Source organism: Archangium lipolyticum (assembly GCF_024623785.1).
Classification (GTDB): Bacteria; Myxococcota; Myxococcia; order Myxococcales; family Myxococcaceae; genus Archangium; species Archangium lipolyticum.
Genome location: NZ_JANKBZ010000010.1, coordinates 13173 through 33051, shown reverse-complemented (window position 1 = coordinate 33051; position 19879 = coordinate 13173). Strand labels below are relative to the sequence as shown.

General features: G+C 69.6%; 15 protein-coding genes. 2 read left to right on the top strand and 13 right to left on the bottom strand.

What is annotated here, in order from left to right; all coding sequences use genetic code 11:
* Positions 1-168: 168 nt before the first annotated feature.
* From NR810_RS22090 to NR810_RS22045, 10 genes are all read right to left on the bottom strand, one after another.
* The gene (locus NR810_RS22090) at positions 169-2853 is read right to left on the bottom strand and encodes a kelch repeat-containing protein (RefSeq protein ID WP_257455216.1); all 2685 of its coding nucleotides are present in this window, start codon (positions 2851-2853) and stop codon (positions 169-171) included.
* A 222-nt stretch (positions 2854-3075) separates the two neighbouring features.
* Positions 3076-5898: a serine/threonine-protein kinase gene (locus NR810_RS22085; RefSeq protein ID WP_257455215.1), complete on the bottom strand. Its 2823-nt coding sequence runs from the start codon at positions 5896-5898 to the stop codon at positions 3076-3078.
* Positions 5899-6173: 275 nt separating this feature from the next.
* Positions 6174-7340, bottom strand: a complete 1167-nt coding sequence (locus tag NR810_RS22080; protein WP_257455214.1) for a hypothetical protein — start codon at positions 7338-7340, stop codon at positions 6174-6176.
* Positions 7337-7909: a c-type cytochrome gene (locus NR810_RS22075; RefSeq protein WP_257455213.1), complete on the bottom strand. Its 573-nt coding sequence runs from the start codon at positions 7907-7909 to the stop codon at positions 7337-7339. The genes NR810_RS22080 and NR810_RS22075 overlap by 4 nt, the downstream gene beginning before the upstream one ends.
* Positions 7906-8424 carry a DUF3341 domain-containing protein gene (locus NR810_RS22070; protein ID WP_257455212.1) on the bottom strand — a complete coding sequence of 173 codons (519 nt, stop codon included), beginning with the start codon at positions 8422-8424 and terminating at the stop codon, positions 7906-7908. Before NR810_RS22070 ends, NR810_RS22075 begins: the two co-directional genes overlap by 4 nt.
* Positions 8421-9908 (bottom strand): NrfD/PsrC family molybdoenzyme membrane anchor subunit, encoded by a 1488-nt coding sequence (gene nrfD, locus NR810_RS22065; RefSeq protein WP_257455211.1) that lies wholly within the window; start codon positions 9906-9908, stop codon positions 8421-8423. Before nrfD ends, NR810_RS22070 begins: the two co-directional genes overlap by 4 nt.
* Positions 9905-12880 carry a TAT-variant-translocated molybdopterin oxidoreductase gene (locus NR810_RS22060; RefSeq protein ID WP_257455210.1) on the bottom strand — a complete coding sequence of 992 codons (2976 nt, stop codon included), beginning with the start codon at positions 12878-12880 and terminating at the stop codon, positions 9905-9907. The genes nrfD and NR810_RS22060 overlap by 4 nt, the downstream gene beginning before the upstream one ends.
* Positions 12881-12892: 12 nt before the next feature.
* Entirely contained in the window at positions 12893-13519 is a 627-nt protein-coding gene (locus tag NR810_RS22055; protein WP_257455209.1) for a cytochrome c3 family protein, read from the bottom strand.
* Entirely contained in the window at positions 13516-14175 is a 660-nt protein-coding gene (locus NR810_RS22050; RefSeq protein ID WP_257455208.1) for a respiratory nitrate reductase subunit gamma, read from the bottom strand. Before NR810_RS22050 ends, NR810_RS22055 begins: the two co-directional genes overlap by 4 nt.
* A 16-nt stretch (positions 14176-14191) precedes the next feature.
* A complete protein-coding gene (locus NR810_RS22045) occupies positions 14192-15028 on the bottom strand; it encodes a c-type cytochrome (protein WP_257455207.1) in 837 nt (278 codons plus the stop codon).
* A gap of 256 nt (positions 15029-15284) precedes the next feature.
* Between NR810_RS22045 and NR810_RS22040 the strand changes: the two genes are divergently transcribed.
* Positions 15285-15950 (top strand): hypothetical protein, encoded by a 666-nt coding sequence (locus NR810_RS22040; protein WP_257455206.1) that lies wholly within the window; start codon positions 15285-15287, stop codon positions 15948-15950.
* Positions 15951-16030: 80 nt separating this feature from the next.
* Positions 16031-17296 (top strand): L,D-transpeptidase, encoded by a 1266-nt coding sequence (locus NR810_RS22035; protein ID WP_257455205.1) that lies wholly within the window; start codon positions 16031-16033, stop codon positions 17294-17296.
* 441 nt (positions 17297-17737) lie between these two features.
* On the opposite strand, the gene NR810_RS22030 is transcribed toward NR810_RS22035, so the two are convergent.
* From NR810_RS22030 to NR810_RS22020, 3 genes are read right to left on the bottom strand one after another with little or no spacing between them, the layout of a single operon-like run.
* Positions 17738-18142: a hypothetical protein gene (locus tag NR810_RS22030; protein ID WP_257455204.1), complete on the bottom strand. Its 405-nt coding sequence runs from the start codon at positions 18140-18142 to the stop codon at positions 17738-17740.
* A 41-nt stretch (positions 18143-18183) separates the two neighbouring features.
* Positions 18184-19296 carry a cytochrome-c peroxidase gene (locus NR810_RS22025; RefSeq protein WP_257455203.1) on the bottom strand — a complete coding sequence of 371 codons (1113 nt, stop codon included), beginning with the start codon at positions 19294-19296 and terminating at the stop codon, positions 18184-18186.
* Positions 19297-19836 (bottom strand): hypothetical protein, encoded by a 540-nt coding sequence (locus NR810_RS22020; protein WP_257455202.1) that lies wholly within the window; start codon positions 19834-19836, stop codon positions 19297-19299.
* Positions 19837-19879 lie beyond the last annotated feature (43 nt).

Below are 19879 nucleotides of genomic sequence, written 5' to 3'. Positions count from 1 at the left end.
CGCTTCGGGCCGGACCCTCGCCGGGTCTCCAGGCCTTCGACTTCGCTCGCAGGGACACGGGGCCACCAGCAGCCGGGGCTCGAAACGCGTGTCATGCGAAGGGGGCACTGCGCCCCGGGCGCGGCGCACGATGCGCCGGCCCGGAGCCGCTACTGCTTGGAACCGCGACTACTTGCCGCTGATGCCGCCAAGGCCGAACAGCTCGGCGGAGGCCTGGGTGATGGGCTGATCCTTGCTGCTGACACCCGCGGTCGCCAGCACGCGGCCGTCCGGCAGCAGCGTGGCGGTGTGGCCGTAGCGGTCCACGTTCAAGCTGCCCGCCGAGCACCAGGTGCCGGTCGACGGATCGTAGAACTCCGCCGCGGTCAGGATGCCGGTGGCCTGGTGGTAGCCACCCACCGCCAGCAGCTTGCCATTGGGCAGCAGCGTGGCCGTGTGGAAGCGGCGCGGCGTGACCATGCTGCCCGTGGCCGTCCAGCGGCCCGTGGCCGGATCGAACAGCTCGGCCGAGGAGCCGCTGGCGATGTCCCAGCTGCCACCACCGGCCGCCAGCACCTTGCCGTTGGGCAGCAGCGTGGCCGAGTGGAAGCTGCGCGGCGTGCCCATGGCGCCCACCGGCGTCCAGGTGCCGCTCTCGGGATCGTACAGCTCCGCGGAGGTCAGCAGCTCGCTCACGTTGTCACTGCCGCCCGCGACCAGCACCTTGCCATTGGGCAGCAGCGTCGCCGTGTGGTCACGGCGGGCCGCGCCCATGTTGCCGGCGAGCGACCAGGTGCCCGTGGCCGGGTCGTACAGCTCCACCGAGGACAGCGCGCTGCCCGAGGCGTTCTCGCCACCCGTCACCAGCACCTTGCCATTGGGCAGCAGCGTCGCCGTGTGGTGCGAGCGGAACACCACCAGGCTGCCCGTGGTCTTCCAGCGGCCGAGCTCCGGGTAGTACAGCTCGGAGGAGGCGCCGCTGATGTCGCACGCCCCGCCGCCGGCGATCAGCACCCGCCCATCCGGCAGCAGCGTCATCGTGTGGTAGCGGTGCGTGGCCAGCGTGTCACCGGTTTGCTTCCAGGTACCGGAGGCCACGTCATACAGCTCGGAGGTGGTGTTGAAGCCACCCGCCGTCAGCACTTGGCGGCCGTCCTTGAGCAGCGTGGTCGTGTGGTGGATCCGCTGCAGCGCGAGGCTGCCCGTGGCCTTCCACGTGCCCTTCACCTGGCAGACGTCCGCGCGCGTGCCCGGGGCATTGGAGCGGAAGTTGTTGAGGCCCGGGGTGAGCCAGTTGGTCGCCGGGCGGGCGGGGATGGTGCCGTCGTCGTTGACGTTGGTCACCGCGTACGCGTGCTGGTTCCAGATGCGGCGCGTGCCCACCCAGCTGTCATCGCCGAACACACGGATGCCGTTGAAGCCCGGCGCCGCGTGGTTGTTCTCCGTCACGACGATCTCCGCGGCACCGTCGCCATCCACGTCCGCGACGATGGGGTACTCGTGCGTGGTGCCGGAGCTGTGCGTGGTCTCCCAACGCAGCCCGCCCGTCACACCGTCGAAGATGCGCACGCGCAGCTCGTCGGCGTAGATGACCTCGGTCCTGCCATCACCCTCGAAGTCGAAGGTGGTGGAGGTCGTCTTGCCCGAGCTGTACTCCTGGATGGGGAAGGTCCACTTCACGGCGCCATCGGTGCCGTAGACGGTGTAGTTCCAGTCACCCGCCAGGCCGATCTCCAGCTGCCCGTCGCCATCGAAGTCCGCGATGTTGGGCGCGCCACCGTGGCCACGGCCGGTGGGGAACGACTGGCCGGGATCCGTGTAGTGCACGTCCCGGGTCCACAGCAGCGAGCAGTCGTCGTCGAGCAGGCTCACCTGGCCATGACCCGCCACGACGATCTCACCGGCCGCGTCGGCATCGAAGTTGGCCACGCCGGAGAAGCCGCCCGGGATCTGCGTGTTGGTGCACTTGAGCGAGCCATCGTGACGGTAGACGGAGCGGCCGTTGATGACCTCCTGCTTGCCGTCCTGGTCGATGTCCGCCGCGAAGGAGACGGGGCCGGTGTACAGGGCGCCGTCCATGCCCTGCGAGCCCACCCACTTCAGCGCGCCCGTGTTCGTATAGACGCGGTTGCCGTCGAGGATCTCCACCTTGCCATCGCCGTCCAGATCCGCCAGCGAGGGGCCGCCCCACTCGTTGTAGTCGTACGCATCCGGGGCCGAGCGGAACTTGAAGGCACCATCGTTCTCGAAGCAGATGATGCCGCGGCCGTTCTCCGGAATGCCGCAGATCTCCACCGCGCCGTCGCCGTCGATGTCACCGGCGGCGATGCTGGCGGCCGGCTTCACCCGGTACTCCGCGTTCGCCACGGCCCACAGCTCGGTCCCGGTCTTGCCGCTGATGGCGCGGAGCACACCATTGACGTTGGCGTTCTCACCCGCCCGGGCCTTCGCGTTGTAGAACTCGCCATCGAAGGCGGAGAAGACGATGTCCGGCGTGCCGTCCCGGTTCACGTCCACCACCACCGGCTGCATCATCACCTGCTTGTACGCGGACAGCGTCTCGCTGCCCGTCCACGCCCACTGCTGCGCCACCTGAAGGCTGGCGGCGGCGGGCGGCGCGCTGGGGGCCGCGGGCGCGCTGGCGACGGGGGACGTGCCGTCCACGGTGGGCTCGCTGGCGGCGATGGGCGTCGGGCCCTGCTCCGCGGCAACTCCGTTGATGGCCGCCACGGACTGCGGCGTCTGCCTCGACTGCTCCTCGTTCCGCACCTCACTGCAAGCAGACAGCGCGGTCAGCGCAACCACCGCCGAGCCCTTCAAGGCACCTGGAACGCCCGTGCGCCCCCACTTCCAGCCTCTGGTTCTCGTCTTCATGCGTGTCCCTCCCTCTCTCGGCCCTGCTTTGCCCACGCGGGCCAGGAAGGCCCGCCAAGGGTGTAAAGAGGACGATAGAGTAATCTAATTGAAAAAAGACATCCTCCCGGAAATGAATGGCTTCGTGCGTCATCCATTCTCTTCCGGCGGAATCTCCAAGGAATCAGAATCCGGAGAAACCACATCCACGCAGCCGATGAGCCATCCCCCGGACATTTCCCTTCATGAGGGAGCCATTGCATCCGTCCCGGATTCCAAGGCACGGGCCCTCTGGAGCAGCCCGCGATAGCCGAGCCGGCTCGCTTCCTGCCGTATCGACCACAACTCCCCGGCCACCTCCCCCTCGCACCCGCTCCCCCGCGACTCCGCCATGACGAGCCGCGCCTCGAGCGCCACCCGGCGCGCGCCAGCGCGAGCCGCACGCGCCGCGAGCGATTGGAGTTGCCGTGCGACCCCCTCCCGCTCCGAGCCTCCCCCGCCCAACCTCCGGACCAGCAGAGCCTCCGTGAACAGGAGCTCCGCCTCGATGAAGAAGTCCTCGCTGTGACCCGCGAGTGTCCGGGCCCGCGCCATCGCCTCACGTGCTCCCAGGGAATGCCCCAGGGCAAGCAGTGCTCGCACCTTCACCATGTACGAGAGCCCTTCCCGGTCCGGGCTCCGCAACGCCGCGTGGCTCGCCAGCGCCCACTCCGCCACCACGAGCGCTTCCTCCGGGTGCCCCTCCTCCAGGGCGAGGCACGCCAGCGCGAGCTCCGTCTCGGCCACGAAGACCCACAGGCCCCGCGCGCGCCGCAGCGCCAGCGCACGCTCCAACTCCCGCCGCGCCCGCGCCAGCTCCCCCATGTCCATCAGGAGCAAGCCCAGCTCGTGGCGGGCCCAGGCCTCCAGGTAGTCGTCCCCATAGGTGACCTGGGCCGCGTGAATCCCCTCCTCCAGCAGGCGCCGGGACTCGTCCAGCTCTCCCAGCAACCGCCGCACCGAGCCCAACAGGACGACGCAGGAGCTCGCGTCGTGCAGCCGGCCGCGCACCTGGAACAGCTCCAGGGCCCCCTGGCCCCGCAACAGGGCCTCGGTGAGATTGCCCAGATGGCGGTTCAACACACCGGCGCTCAGGAGCAGCTCCGCCTCGAGCGAGGCGCCCTGGAGCCGCTGGGCCACGCGGATGGCGGAGACGAGGACGTACTCGGCCTCGCGCAGCCGTGCCATGTCGATGAGCGTCATGGCACGCACGTGCATCGCACGCGCCACGCCACCCCAATCCCCTCCCTCCAGGAACAGCTGCTCCGACTCCTCCAGCAACCCGATGGCCCGCCGGGGCTCGGCGAGGTTGCGCGCGGCATAGGCCTCGATGATGAGCGCGGAGGCGGCGAGCTGCCCCTGGCCCTCCCTCATCGCCCGGGACACGGCGGCCGCGGCATGCCGCCGGGACTCGAGGAAATCGGCGGTGGCGCTCGCGGTCACCGCCGCGGCCAGGTCGATGCGTGCATCCTCTGCCAGGCAAGAAGGGAGCTGCCGCAACGTGTCCAGGGTGGCCCGGGCCTCTCGCGACTGCCCCGCGTTCACCAGCACGTGCACCAGCGAGGTGCCGTACTCCACGTTGTGGGGGAAGAACTCGAAGAGGGTCCGGTAGGCCTCGATGGCCTGTGCCCACTCGGCCTGGAGCTCATGGTTGCGGGCGGCCACCAGGAGGCGCTCCTCCCGGGACAGGTGCCCGGCCAGCTCGAGCGCCCGGCGCGAGGCCTCCATGGCGGGCTCCTCTTGCTGGAGGGACTGACGAGCGGCGGCCAGTGCCGAGTGCGCGGGCGCGAAGTCCGGGACGCGCTCCACCACGCGCTCGAAACGATCGGCGGCGGTCGCCGCGTCATGGTGCCGCAGGGCGACGAGCCCCTCGGCGTAGAGCCGCGCCGCCTCCGCCTCGGCGGGCATCGCGCCACGCCCCCCCTGGGGCTGTTCGGGGACCCTCGGCCCCGATTCCAACCGCTCCCTCGCCACGCGCGCGGCGCTCGCCACCCGCCTCACGGCGGAGATCGAGGGCAACCCCGAACGGCTCCTCCGCTTCGGAGCCGGCGCCCTCCCCCGCAGCGTGGCCACCACCTCGGTCGCGGTGGCGAAACGGGCACACGGACGTGGCGCCAGGCAGCGCAGGAGCACCTCCTCCCAGACGGGCTCCAGCTCCGGCACCAGCTCGCGCGGCGAGGGGGGTGGCGTACTCAGGCGCATCAGGGCGGTGGACGTCGCCGTGTCCCCCACGAAGGGCCGCCGTCCCGTCACCATCTCGAAGAGCACCACCCCGAAGGAATAGATGTCGGAGGCGGGAGACAGCGGTCTGCCCTCCACCTGCTCCGGGGACATGTACGCGGGACTGCCCATGATGGGACCCTCCCCGAAGGACGCCTCTCCTTCGAGGATCCCACCGCCGGCCAGGCCGAAGTCGGTCACCACCGCTCTCTGGCCACCCGGCACGGAGGGCACGGGCACCAACATCACATTGCTGCTCTTGAAGTCCCGATGGATGATCCGCGCGGCGTGCGCCGCGTCGAGCGCCGCCGCCATCTGTTCGGCCAGGAGCAACACCTGACGCGGTGGCATCCGCCCGTTGCGCTGGAGGTGGACGTGGAGCGTCCACCCCGCGAGCAGCTCCATGGAGAGGAAGACGATCCTCTCCGGCGAGTCCCCCGCCGCGGCCTGCTCGACCTCGTGCTCCCCGAGGTCGAAGACCCGGCACACATTGGGATGCGTCACACGGCGAGCCAGGCGAAGCTCACGCTTGAAACGCGGGAGAGCCTCCGGACTGGCGGCCAGCTCCGGCCTGAGGGTCTTGAGCGCCACGGGCTCGTGCAACGTCAGGTCCTCCGCCGCGTACACCTCGCCCATACCGCCACTGGCGATGAAGCACGCCACCCGGTAGCGCCTGGCGACCACATCCCCCGCGAAGAACGCACGCTCATTGGAAGCTCTCGGATACGCGGGAACCCGCTCGGACTCGGCACCACCACGTGTCAGGGTGGTCGTGCTCTGTGTCCCCTCGAGCAACTCGCGTTCCATGACTCGGTAACCCCCCCATCAGAATGCCTGGGGCTCAAGCTAAAGCAGGCGGGCTACTTACAGCTATGAGGCACGTCACATTCCCCCGGTAGTCGAAGAACTCCCTCCAAAAGACAACAGGCCAAGGCCACCGGAGGAGGACGGTGGCCTTGGCCCATGGGCCTCGCGCCCAGGATGCGCGCGGGGCACTTCTTTCGGGCACTTCTATTGTTGACTGGTGAACTGAATGCCCTCACCCCAGCCCTCTCCCGGAGGGAGAGGGGGCGCATTCACGGTCACGTATGGTGATGCAGGCTCTCCACCAGGTACGGATCGTTTCGGGAAATCAGCGGCACCGACACCACCGTCCGCGTCACCGCCAGCACGAACAGCGCACCCAGCCCCACCAGCCCCGCCACATCCCAGACGTTGATGCCCCCGTACTCGGGCATGTTCGACGGCGCGATCATCAGGTGCAGATCCAACCACCGCCCCGCCAGCATGATGCCCGCCACCAGGCACAGGTGCGTCGCGTTGCGCTTGGCCGGCTTCGGCAGCAGCAGCACGAACGGCAGCGCCCAGTTGAGCACCACGTTCAGGTAGAACGGCCCCCCCCAGCCCCCGTGCATCCTGTTGATGAAGTAGACCGTCTCCTCCGGGATGTTCGCGTACCAGATGAGCAGGAATTGCGAGAACCACAGGTAGGCCCACAGCGTGGCGAAGCCGAACATCAGCTTCCCCAGGTCGTGCAGGTGGCTGGTGTTGATCTCCTTCATCAGCCCCGAGCGCTTCATCAGCACCACCGCCACGGTGATCGCCGCCAGGCTCGACTCCAGCAGCCCCGCCACGTTGTACAGCCCGTAGATGGTGCTGAACCAGTGCGGCTCCAGGCTCATCAGCCAGTCGAAGCTCGCCAGGCAGAACGACAGCGCGAACAGCACCAGGAAGATGGCCGAGGTGGCCACGTTGCGCTTCGTCGGCTCGGCCGAGGGCTCCGCGTCCTGCTCCAGTGAGTTCTTCCGCAGCCTCCACGTGAGGAAGGCCCAGAGCGCCAGCATCACCGCCATGCGGATGGCGAAGCCCGGCGCGTTGAGGAAGGCCACCTTCTTGTGCAGCAGGTGGTCCGTCTCCATCACCCCGGGACGCGCCCACAGGTACAGCGAGGGCAGGCCCGCGAGCACCACCAGCAGGCTCGCCGCGCCCACCGGCACGTAGGAGGCGAAGGCCTCGGGGATGCGCTTGAAGACGGTGTACCAGCCCGCGTTCGCCACCGAGTTGAGCGCCAGGAACACCGCCCCCCCCAGCGCGAGCGTCAGGAAGAAGAAGCCGTTGAGCAGCAGGCTGGAGAAGCCACGGGTCGGCTCCAGGGCCAGGCCCGCGGCCAGACCGAGCAGTCCGAGCACCGCCAGCGCCATGCTGGCCCGCCGGAGGTTGGGGCTGACGACGATTCCCGAGGAGCTCATGGCGTGTCCTTCCGCGCGGTCCGCGTCGGCGTCTGCAGCGACCGGATGTAGTGGACGATCTTCCAGCGATCCTCCTGGGCCACCTGCGAGCCGTGGGCCGGCATCAATCCCTGTCCGTGGGTGATGATGTGGAAGAGCTGCCCGTCGGCCAGGCCGAGGGCGTGCTCGGCCAGCAGCGACGGAGGCCGGGGGAAGCGCGCGGCCACCAGGCCATCCCCGAGCCCGCCCGTGCCGTGGCAGTGCGAGCAATAGCGGTTGAAGGCCACCTTGCCGCGCGTCAGCACCGGCTCCGAGGCCTCGAAGGGATTCTTCAGCTCCGTGGAGGCGCGCGTGGCCTCCTCGGGGCTCGGGCCGTAGTGCAGCGGCGAGTAGCCCCGGGGAATGCTGCCTGGCGCGGGCGCCATCAGCGTCTTGCCATCGCGCGTGTTGGGGTTGGGCGCGTAGCTGTCATACGGCACGGAGCCATACATGTCCGGCGCGTACTCGAGGTTGGGCTGGGATACGTCCCGCTCACAGCCCACCTGAAGGGCCGCGGCGAGCACACCGATTCCGGCGAGGAGCCGCTTCACGACGCCACCTCCATCTGCTCCACCTCGAGCGCACCGTGACGCTCGAGCATCTGCCGCAGCTTCGCGTCCGACTCGTCCGCGCGCAGCGCCAGCACGAAGCGGTCATCCGTCACCCGGGGCAGCGCCTCGCGCTTGCTCCCGGGGAAGGTCTTCGTGCGCAACAGGAAGGCCGCCACGGTGATGAGGCCCGCGAACAACACGGTGAGCTCGAAGGCCACCGGGATGAAGGCCGGGAAGGAGTTGAAGGGCTTGCCTCCCACGTTGAGCGGCCAGCTCACCACCGACGTGTAGTACTGGAGCGCCAGGGCCGACGTGGTGCCCAACAGCCCCGCCCCGAAGCACACCCAGGTCAGGCGCGAGGACTTCAGCCCCATCGCCTCGTCCATTCCGTGGATGGCGTAGGGCGTGTAGACGTCATGCACCGCGTAGCCCGCCTCGCGGACGGCCCGGGTGGCGTCGAGGACGTGCTCCTCGCTGTCGAAGTAGCTGAGCAGGACGGATTGGGACGGGCTCATACCGGCATGTCCTTTCTCACCGCCACCGCCGCCAGGGCCGGGGTGGGCAGGGGCTCCGGCGCCTCGGCCGGATGCTCGTGCGGCGTCTCGGGGCCGTGGGCCGGGTGGCTGGCATGCGCCGGGGCATGTGTGCCACGCGCGAACGCCGCCACACTCTTCACCTCGCCGATGGAGATGATGGGCAGCACCCGGGTGAACAGCAGGAACAGCGTGAAGAAGAGGCCGAAGGTGCCCACGAACGTGCCCACCTCCACCACCGTGGGCGTGTACATGGACCAGCTCGAGGGCAGGAAGTCCCGGTGCAGCGACGTCACGATGATGACGAAGCGCTCGAACCACATGCCCACGTTGATGACCAGCGACAGCACGAAGATGGCCGCCGGAGACGTGCGCACCTTCTTGAACCAGAACAGGTGCGGCGACACCACGTTGCACGTCACCATCGTCCAGTACGCCCACGCGTACGGGCCGAACGCCCGGTTCATGAACGTGAACTTCTCGTACGGGTTGCCCGAGTACCAGGCAATGAAGAACTCCGTCCCGTACGCCAGCGACACGATGCCACCCGTGACGATGATGACCTTCGTCATGTTCTCCAGGTGGCGGATGGTGATGAGGTGCTCGAAGCCCAGCACCGTGCGGGTGATGATCATCAGCGTCAGCACCATGGCGAAGCCGCTGAACACCGCGCCCGCGACGAAGTACGGCGGGAAGATGGTGGTGTGCCAGCCGGGGATGACCGAGGTCGCGAAGTCGAACGACACGATGGTGTGCACGCTGAGCACCAGCGGCGTCGCCAGGCCCGCCAGCAGCAGGTACACCGTCTCGTAGCGGTGCCAGGTACGCGACGAGCCGTTCCACCCGAACGACAGCGCCTTGAAGATGGCCTTCTTCAGCCCCTTCGCCCTGTCACGCACCGTGGCCAGGTCCGGGATGAGGCCGAAGTACCAGAACACCGCCGAGATGGTGAAGTACGTGCTGATCGCGAACACGTCCCACAGCAGCGGCGAGCGGAAGTTCACCCAGAGCGAGCCGCGGTCGTTCGGATACGGCAGCACCCAGAAGGCGTTCCACGGCCGGCCCATGTGGATGACCGGGAAGATGGCCGCGCACATGACCGCGAAGAGCGTCATCGCCTCGGCCGCGCGGTTGATGCTCGTGCGCCACTTCTGCCGGAAGAGGAAGAGGATGGCGGAGATGAGCGTGCCGGCGTGGCCGATCCCCACCCAGAACACGAAGTTGGTGATGTCGAAGGCCCAGCCGATCGTCTTGTTGAGGCCCCACACGCCGATACCGGTGGCCACCTCGTAGGAGACCATGCCCACGCCCACCGCGAGCGTGGCGACCGCCAGCGCGAAGGCCACCCACCACTTGCCGGTGGGCTTGCGCTCCATGGGGGCGCAAATCTCCCCCGTGAGCTGGCCGAGGGTGCGCTCCTCGCCGACGAGCGGCACCCGCAGGGAGGATGTGTGCTGGTTGCTCATTCCGCGCTCCCGTCTCCGGTGTTGCGAACCTTGGTGAGGTACGTCACGGCCGGACCGATGTTGAGTTCCTCCAGCAGCCGGTAGGCGCGCCCGCTCTTCGCCAGCTTCGCCACGTCGCTGTTCGGATCATTCAGGTCGCCGAAGTGGATGGCCCGCGCCGGGCAGCTCTGCTGGCACGCGGTGCGGATTTCCCCGTCACGCACCTCGCGCCCCTCGCGCTTCGCCGAGGCCTTGCCCTCCTGGATGCGCTGCACGCACAGCGAGCACTTCTCCATCACGCCGCGGGTGCGCACCACCACGTCCGGGTTGAGCACCATGCGCTCGAGGGGCTCGTCGTGCTTGTAGTCGAACCAGTTGAACCGGCGGACCTTCGTGGGGCAGTTGTTGGCGCAGTAGCGCGTGCCCACGCAGCGGTTGTAGACCTGCTGGTTGAGGCCCTCGGTCGAGTGCACCGTGGCGAGCACCGGGCACACCGTCTCGCACGGGGCGTTCTCGCAGTGCTGGCACATCATCGGCTGGTGCACCACGCGCGGCGCGTCCGGCTCGCCCTCGTAGTACCGGTCGATGCGCATCCAGTGCATCTCGCGCTGCCGGCGTGCCTCGTCCTCGCCCACGATGGGGATGTTGTTCTCCGCCTGGCAGGACACCACGCACGCCGAGCAGCCCGTGCAGGCGCTCAGGTCCACCGCCATGGCCCAGCGGTGGCCCTTGTACTCGTGGCCGGACCAGATGGAGAGCGGGTGGCCACCGCCGTGCCCGCCCGCCTCCTCGTTGCCCGCGCGCGGGTTGGCGAGGAACGCCGCCAGCTCGGCCTCGCGCACCAGCGCGCGGCCCTCCATGGAGGCGTGTGTCTGGGATTGGGCGAGCGGCTGGTGCTCGGGCGTCACCTGCACTCCCACCCCGGGCGCCGTGCGGCGCACCTTCCCGTTCGTAAAAGAGGCCAGGCCGAAGGCGTTCTCCCCCACTTCGTTCCCGATACGTCCCACCTTCGTCCGGCCGTAACCCATGGCGAGGCCCAGCGCCCGCGGATGCGTGCCCGGCTGCACCAGCGCCGGCACCGCGAGCGTCTTCCCCCCGGCGCTCACCTTCACCACCTGCCCGTCGCTGATACCCAGCTTCGTCGCGGTGGAAGGCGCCACACAGAGGTAGTTGCCCCAGGTCGCCTTGGAGATCGGATCCGGCATCTCCTGCAGCCAGCCATTGTTGGCCAGCGCGCCGTCCCTCAAGGCCACCTTTTGATACAGAACCAGCTCGTACTCCCCCTCCGCCGAGGAGGCACCGGCCAGCGCCGCCGCCACGCTCTCGGCGCGGAACGCGGGCGCCTCGGAGGCCGAGGGCGGCAGCACCACCACCACGCCCTGGCGCACCGCCTCGTCCCAGAAGGGCTGGAAGCCCGTGGCCACGTTCGCGCGCGGGAAGACCTCCGCCTCCCAGCGGGCCCGCAGGAAGTCGTAGTGCGACTGCTCCACCCCCACCCACTTCAGCAGCGACTCCACCGCGCCGCGCGTGTCGTGCAGTGGAGCCACCACCGGCTGGCGCAGGCTCAGCACGCCGCGCCGCGGCTCGGCATCCCCCCAGGACTCCAGCGAGGTGTGGTCCGGCGCGTGGAAGCGCACCAGCGAGGCCGTCTCGTCGAGCCGGTCGCTCGTGGCCACCGTCAGCGCCACGTCCTTCAGCAGGCCCGCCAGCGCCTCGCCCCTCGGGTGGGCGTAGGCGGGGTTGACGCCGTGGAAGAGGACGGCGCCCACCTGCTTCGCCTCCAGCTCGGAGAACAGCTCGCCGAAGGTCATCGCCCCCGCGTCCAGCGCGAGGCCCCCCGTCAGGGAGACGGTGGTGCCCTCGTTGCCGAGCAGCTCGTTGGCCACGTTGGCCAGTACCTGGGCCGCGAGCTCGTCGCTCCCGCACACCACCAGGGCCTTCGCCCTCGCGGCCCACAGCTCGCCGGCCAGCACCTCCAGCACGTCGGCGGCCACCTGCTTCGTGAGGAATCTCTCGAGTCCCTCCACGGTCCGGCCGGCCTTCTCCGCCAGCCGCCTCACCAGCCCCGCCAGCGCGGGCACCACGTCCGAGGGCGCCACCGGCACGCGCTTGTCGGCGCTCGCGCCCGTCAGCGTCATCAACGGCTCGAGCTGCCAGTGCCGCGACATCTCCTTCTTGCCGGCCGCGTCACGGGCCTCGGTGTACTGGCGGGTGAAGGCCACCGGGGACACCCAGGTGCCCAGGAAGTCCGCGCCGAAGCTGGCGATGACCTTCGCCTGGTCGAAGCGGTAGTCCGGCACCGCGCGCACGCCATGCGTGAGGCGGTGGGCCTCGGCGATGGTCTCCAGTTCCCCCGTGGCGTCGAAGCGCACCGTGCGCGCGGTGGGGAAGGCGGCCAGGAAGCGCACCACGGCGGCCTCGGCGGTGGGCCCCAGCACCCACGGGAGGACGAGCCGGATGGGCTTCCCCTCCCCCACCAGCTTTCGCAGCCCCTCCGTCACCGCCTTGTCCAGGTCGCCCCAGGAGGCCTTCGTCCCGCCCACCGACGGCCAGCGCGAGCGGTTGGCGTCATAGAGGGACAGCACGGAGGCCTGGCCCGTGGCGCACACACCGCCGCGCGACACCGGATGATCCTCGTTGCCCTCCACCTTGATGGGGCGGCCATCGCGCGTCTTCAGCAGGACGCCGCAGTTGGCGCTGCACGCACCGCAGGTGGACGCGTACCAGAGGGCGAGGCCCGGGGTCACCTCGTCCGGCCTGGCGATGAAGGGCACCGCCTTCTGCACCGGGGCGCGCTGGCAGGCCACCATGGCCGCCGCGGCGCTCAGGCCCATCACCTTGAAGAAGTCACGGCGCGAGCTCTGATCCGGCGCCTGGGCCGCCACGCCCACGGGGAGCTCCTCGGCGAACTCGTCGCGGGCCTTCTCGAGCAGCGCCGGGTCTCCGGCTCGCGCGGCCAGGCTCTGCCAGTACTTGGGTGTCGTCTCGGACATGGTGCGCGTTCCTCAGCGGTGGCAGCCGGAGCAGTCGGTGGGGGGATTCAGGGTGCGCGGCGCGGGGGTGACGGGCGCGGAGGCCACGGGCACTCCCGATGCGGAGGTCCTCAGCACACCGGATGCCAACGGCGGCACCGGCGCCTGGAGCTTCGACTCCTCCGTCTTGCGGTGGCAGTCCAGACACCACCCCATGGTCATCGGCTCCACCTGCTCCAGCCGCACCATCTCCTGCACCGGGCCGTGGCACTGCTGGCACTCCAGCCCGGAGGTGACGTGGCTCGCGTGGTTGAAGTACGCGTGGTCCGGCAGCCGGTGCACGCGCACCCACTCGATGGGCTTGTTCAGCTTCACCGCCTGGGTGAGCTTCTGGATCTCCGGCGAGTCCGTCTTCACCTGGGTGTGGCAGTTCATGCACACGCCCGAGTGGGGAATGCCGGCGTGCCGGCTCTTCTCCGCGCCCACGTGGCAGTACTGACAGTCGATCTCGTAGTGACCGGCATGCACCGCGTGGGAGAACGCGATGGGCTGCGCGGGCATGTAGTTCTGGTTGTTGTTGATCGGCGTGGTGTCACAGCCCCCCAACGCGAGGGCGGCCAGCACACCGGAGAGCAGCGAGGCTCGGGTCGGGTCGATCATGGGGTGACAATCCCGCGCTGGCTGGCGGGCTCCTCCCGGGTGGACACCAGAGTGGGCGCGGCCCCCGTCGAGGCCAGCCAGCGCGCGAGGGGCCAGGCGAGCAGCAGCGCGAGCACGCCGAAGAGGTGCATGCGCACGGTCAGCGGCAGCTGGGCGATGAGCGTCGCGTCCGGCTGGAGCGTCACCAGCGAGCGCAGGTACGGCACCACCACGCTCACGTACCAGGCGGAGGCCCAGCGGTACGCCACCGCGATGTAGAGGCCGTTGAGCACCTCGGCCAGCAGCAGCACCTGGAAGGCCAGCCACACCCGCGCACCGGGCTCGCGGCTCGACAGCTTGCGGACGATGCTCGCCACCAGGCCCCAGGCCAGCATCATCCCGCCGATGAGGCCCACCACCTCCAGGAAGAAGAGGCGCGCGGGCGAGCGGATGAAGAGCTGCACCGGGTGTGGCAGGAGGAAACAGGCCGCGTGCCACAACAGCATGATGATGGCGCCCACCACCAGGGACACGGCCGCCGAGCCCGTGCCCTCGCGCTCCACCCACCCCATCACCCAGGAGGACAGACGCGCGCGGTTGCGCAGCCACGCCGGCACGCCGAGGGCGAGGGCCAGCACCACATATGGAAGAAAATCGTAGAGGAACGTGTCGCTCACGTACCGCCTCGCTCTCTCAGTCCTTCGCGCGGCCACGGCCGCCCAGGACGATGCCGATGAAACCCAGTGCGACGCCCAGCCCCACGAAGCCCAGGTAGAAGAAGTCCCGGTCCTTGCGCGGCGGCGTGCCGTCTCGCGAGACGTTCGCCAGGTATGCCTTGAGCTCGAATTGCTCCGCGTCCGTCAGCGGCGCCTTCCCGTAGAGCTCCTTCATCAAGGGGAAGGACATCTCCTTCAGGGCGGGCGTCATCTTCCGCTCGCCCAGCCGCGCGAAGGAGAAGGTCAGGTCGCGCGCCAGCGTCCCGCCACCCACCACGCCGATGCCGCGCACGTCATGGCAGCCGATGCAGGCCGGGCCGCCATTGGCCAGCGCCACCTCCCCCTCGAAGAGCTGACGGCCGTGCTCCATCTCCTCGGGCGTGGCGTCCGACGCCAGCTTCGGCCCGGTGGCTCCCGGCTGACAGCTGCCCTTCTCGGTGCAGTCACGAAAGAACGCGAACAGGCCCTTCCGCTCGTCGTCGGACAGCTGCTGGTCCGGCATCCGGATGCCGTTGAACTTCTTCAGGAGCTCGCCGGCCACCGGATCGCCACCGTCGATCATCGCGCCCGGGCTCTTCAGGAAGGTGGTGACCCAGGACTCCTCGCGGCGTGTCAGCACGCCCATCAGGTCCGGGCCCACCCGGTCTCCCTGGCCCACCGTGTGGCAGCTCGCGCACCGCTCCGAGAAGAGCTTCGCCCCCTCGGGAATCCCCTGCGCCGCCGCGGGCAGGGCGGCGAGCAACGCCAGCATCGGCAGGGCGGGAGTGACGGCCAGCGCTCGCCTCTGGCGTCGGCTCGGGACGTATGTACCCATCACGGCGTGCCCCTCTTCGTGAAGTCCGGGCACCTCGCCCGGCTCGACGCGCCGGTCTGCAACTGGAAGGCCAGCGGCCGGGCGGGCCCCGCTCCGAGTGGAAAGGCTCTTTCGCGCGAAGTGTCAGATGCGCAGCATTTGCGCCTCGCGCACACCCGGAGCGCAGCATTTGCCGCGCGCCTCCCTCCGTGGCTCGTGGGAGCCCGCGAGGCGTTGGATCCCAGCGTGCAGGTTCATCCGTCCAGGGAGAGCCACCATGCACTCCAATGACACCGGATTCTATCGACGGTGGATCGTCGCGAACGGACAGGCCGAGGCGGCCGGGTTGGGAACGACCTTCGTCGCCGGACGGCTGATCGCACCGCACCTCGACCAGGTGACGGGAGTGGCGGCCATCCTCGGGGGAGCACTCGCCGCGATCCTCCTGGGCACGCTGCTCGAGGGAGTGCTCGTGGGGGTGCTACAGGAGCGCGTCCTTCGACAGCGGCTCCAGGGCCTGCGCCGTGGGGCGTGGATCCTCGCCACCGCCGCCGGTGCCGGACTGGCGTGGCTCCTCGGGATGGTGCCGAGCACGGTCATGGCGCTCGTTTCCACCGCGTCGCCAGGCCCGGCCCCGGAGGAGCCGGGTGCGCTGGTCCAGTATGGACTGGCCATGGGGCTGGGGTTGGTCGCCGGTCCCATCCTCGGCCTCGCTCAATGGACGGTGCTGCGCGGTGTCGTGCCGGGCGCCGGCCGCTGGCTGTGGGCCAACGCACTGGCCTGGGCCGTCGGAATGCCCGTCATCTTCATGGGGATGGATGTGGTGCCCTGGGGCGGCCCCTTCGTGCTCGTGACGCTCGCGGTGTACCTGGTGTGCGGCGTCACGGGCGTCATCGTCGGCGCCATCCACGGGCGCGTGCTCCTGCGGCTCCTCCCACGGTGACGCGGGTGCCCCCCACCACCATCCGGACTGGTACACGGCATGCTTCTCCTTCGAGCGTGTGCCGGAAGGAGGGTGCGAGGATGGCCGGTGGAACGAGGACGCTCCGCGTGCTCGCCGCGCTGCTCGCGGGAGCACTGGGGGCTTGTGACGATGGCGAGACGATTCCCACGGCGCCCTTCCGTGCCTGGGTGCTGGCGCAGTCCGCCTATGTCCGCCTGGAGCCCTCCCCCGAGTCGCCCGTGGTGGGGCTGGTGGTGCGCGAGGACGAGCTATGGGTCACGGGCTGTGTGCCCGCCTGTGACGCACCAGACGGCTGGGCCCTGCTGGGCGGGGACGGCGCCATCCGGTTGGCGAACCTGAAGCTCAATCCCTCCTCGAGGGCCACGCCGCCTCCGGGTGTGGCGCTGCCCTACGTCTATGGGACGGTGAAGAAGAACGGGGCGGTGGTGCGCGAGGAGCCCCGGACCGACGCCAGGGTGGTGGAGCGTGAGCAGGCGCCGCACGTGTTGGCCTTCCACGAGGAGCCGGAGCTCCAGGATGGCGGCTGGCTCGAGCGGCTGGCCGGTGGCTACGTCTCCGTGTCCGACGTGCGGCTCGCCACGCCCAGTGCCTTGGAGGGAGAGCACTCGCCCACCCTGCCGCTGGCCTTCGTGGTCCGGAGCGCGAAGGCCGTGATGGCCGGTGACGCGGGCATCCCGGATGGAGGAGTACCGTTCGCCCCCCACAAGCACGAGCGCTTCGCCGTGCAGGGAATGGACAAGGGTGGACGGGTGCTCGTCGAGGGAGGCGCCCTGCCCCACCAGGATGTGCGGCTGGTCCTCCCCCGCCAGCGCCCATCACAGGTGAAGCCGGGGGAGCGCTGGGTGCACGTCGAGGTGTCGGAGCAGGTCCTCACCGCGTACGAGGGCGGCACGCCGGTGATGGCGACGCTCGTGTCCACGGGCAAGGCCGCCACCCCGACGCGCGAAGGGCTGTTCCGCGTCTGGCACAAGGTGGTGCACGACACCATGCACGGCCCCGAGAGCGCCCCCTATGTCGTCGAGGAGGTGCCCCACTCGCTCTTCTTCCACCGGGGCCAGGCCCTGCACGGCGCCTTCTGGCACGACACCTTCGGCAACGCGGTCACCCATGGCTGCGTCAACCTGTCGGTGAAGGACGCGGCGTGGCTGTTCGACTGGGCGCCGCCCCCCATGCCCCAGGGCTTCCACGCTTATTCGCCCGAGCCCGCCGGGCGGACGGGCCTGTGGGTGTTCGTCGAGCGGCGTCCGGTGACCCGGGCCGTGCTGGAGGGGAACGGAACGGGCAGGCTCCGGGACGATTCCGCGCGGCTCTCGCCCCTTCGTTAGCCCGTGAAGCGGGTTCCATCCGCGCGCTCCGTGCTCGTCCCGCCCTATCTGTCGAGGCCGATCAGGTCTGGTTTCGAGGAGATGCTTCCACTCCCGAAGTCCACAGCGGTCCGTGACGGTCGAACTTCAACTCGGGAAGGTGGTGCTCAACGGGAATCCGGCGTCCTCCGGCGGGGTGGATCTCGGCAATGGCTACCGGATCGACACCAACCACCCGACACTCAAGAAGCTGGCCACCTCCCTGCTGGAGAAAGGGAACAGAGGCTACTGCGTGCTGACGACGCTCAACAACATGAAGCGGCTCGGCATCTCCCCCATTCCCGCGGCCACCGGCGCCGACCCGAACAACCCACGCGGCGGCATGGTGCAGATGCTCAGGCCTGGTCCCGAAGGGCGCCATCCTGCGGGCCCGATAGGCTTCACCCCTCGGGACCGGAGGACTCAACCCCCGATGGAGGTGGTGCCCATCACGCTCCGGCCGATGGCCAGGATGCCACCGAGCACGAGCACGAGCGCCCCGCCCACGCCGATGAGCGGCAGCAGGTAGCCGGGGTTGGGGCGCTTGCGGTTGATCACCAGCAGCGCGTGGGCCAGGCCCGCCGCCGCCAGCATCATCACCAGGTGGCCCCAGAGGGCCGGGTAGAAGGGCCAGCCCGCGCCCAGCAGGAGGATGCCGAGGAGGATCTGCGTGTCGAGCAGACCCGCGAAGCTGGAGCCGATGATGCGGACCGACTTGTCCACGGGCCGCTTCGTGGCGAGCCCGAAGGCGAAGTAGGCGACGGCGACCAGCCCCATCAGGAGGACGAGGTAACGCAACCCGGAGTGCGCGTAGAAGAGCATTCTCATGTCAGCGCCCTTTAACGCCCCCCGGGCCGGTAGGCGAGCCTTTACGTCGGATCCGGTTTCGGCGTGGTGCGCGTGCTCGGAGGCAGCTCGGGAGCCGAGAGGATGTCGTCACCGGGCAGCTCGCCGGTGAGGCTCTTGAGGAAGGCCACGATGTCATCCACCTCGGCGTCGGTGAAGCTCATCCCCAGCTGGTGCTTCGCCATGAGGCGCACCGCCGTGGGCAGCTCCTTGACGGAGCCGTCGTGGAACCAGGGGCCCGTCTTCTCCACGTTGCGCAGCGTGGGCACGCGGAACTTGTGCAGGTCCTCCTCGTTCTGCGTCACCTCGAAGCGGCCCTTGTCCTCGGTGGGGAAGTCCTCGATGAGGCCCAGCTTCTGGAAGGAGGTACCGCCCACCGACGGGCCGTTGTGACACGTGGTGCAGCCCGCGCTGGCGAAGAGCTCCAACCCGCGCCGCTCCTGCTCGGTGAGGGCGTTCTCGTCACCGGCCAGGAACTTGTCGAAGCGCGAGCTGGTGAGGAGCTTGCGCTCGAAGGCGGCGATGGCCCGCGCGGCGTTGCCCACGCTCACCGGCTTCTTGCCAGGGAAGGACGCCTGGAAGCGCTTCACGTACTCCGGTATGGAGTTGAGCGTCGCCAGCACGTGCTTCTCGCCCGGCATGGCCATCTCCAACGGGTTCATCATCGGGCCCGAGGCCTGCTCCTCCAGCGTGGCGGCGCGGCCGTCCCAGAACTGGGCGACATGGCCCGCGGCGTGGAAGACGGTGGGCGCGTTGCGGCTGCCCTTCTGGCCCCTGTGCCCCTCGGAGGTGGGCTTGCCATCCACGCCGAAGGTGGCCAGGTCGTGGCAGCTGTTGCACGAGATGTCGTGGTTCTTCGACAGGCGCTTCTCGAAGAAGAGCATGCGCCCGAGCGCCACCTGCTCCGGGGTGTCCACCGGCGCCTTGACCGTCTTGGCGGGCAGCCGGAAGAAGGAGACGAGCTTCTCGTGGCTCATCTTCGGCTTCGGCGGCTCCGGCGGCGCGGCGGGGGTGGGAGCGGCGGCCGCCGCTGTGGGAGCGGGCTGCGCGGGCGGAGGGGACTCCTTGCTACAAGAAGAAGAGAGGGCGCCCAGGGACACCAATCCGACGCCAAGCAAGAGCCGATTCCGCGACATCTACCAACCTCCCGAGAACAGCAGCAGTACTGGGATGGAGTTCCTACCATCCCCCGGCGCCCTTTGTGGATGCCCCCCCACTGTCCCGAACGGGGCCAGGGTGAGGGTCATCCCTCCTGGGAGCCCTGACCCGCCTTCCTGGAAAGCGGCCACCCGGGCGGGCCCCGCCGGTGGGTGGTGGAAGAAGAGCCGGTCGATGGCCCAGGACAGGGCGAGGCCGGTGGCCGTGCCCAACACGTCCCACACCAGGTCCTTGAAGGAGAAGACGCTCCCACGCCACGCGTCGTAGACCTCCTTGCCGAGGCCCGCGCCGAGCGCCAGCCCCGCGCCGGTGAGCCACCGCGCCCCCGGCTCCTCGAAGAGGAGCGCCCCGCCGGCATACCCCGCGCCCGCCAGGCCCACGCTGACGCCGTAGTGCAGCGCCTTGTCCCGGCCGAACCAGTCATCCCGGGGCGTTGTCCCGGGCTCCGCGCCCCGGGCGGACAGTGGCAACAGCAACGACAGACACAACAGGACCAGGAGGCTTTCACGGACAGTCATGATGCGACATGACACCATCCTCCGGCCCTCACGTCAGCTCCCG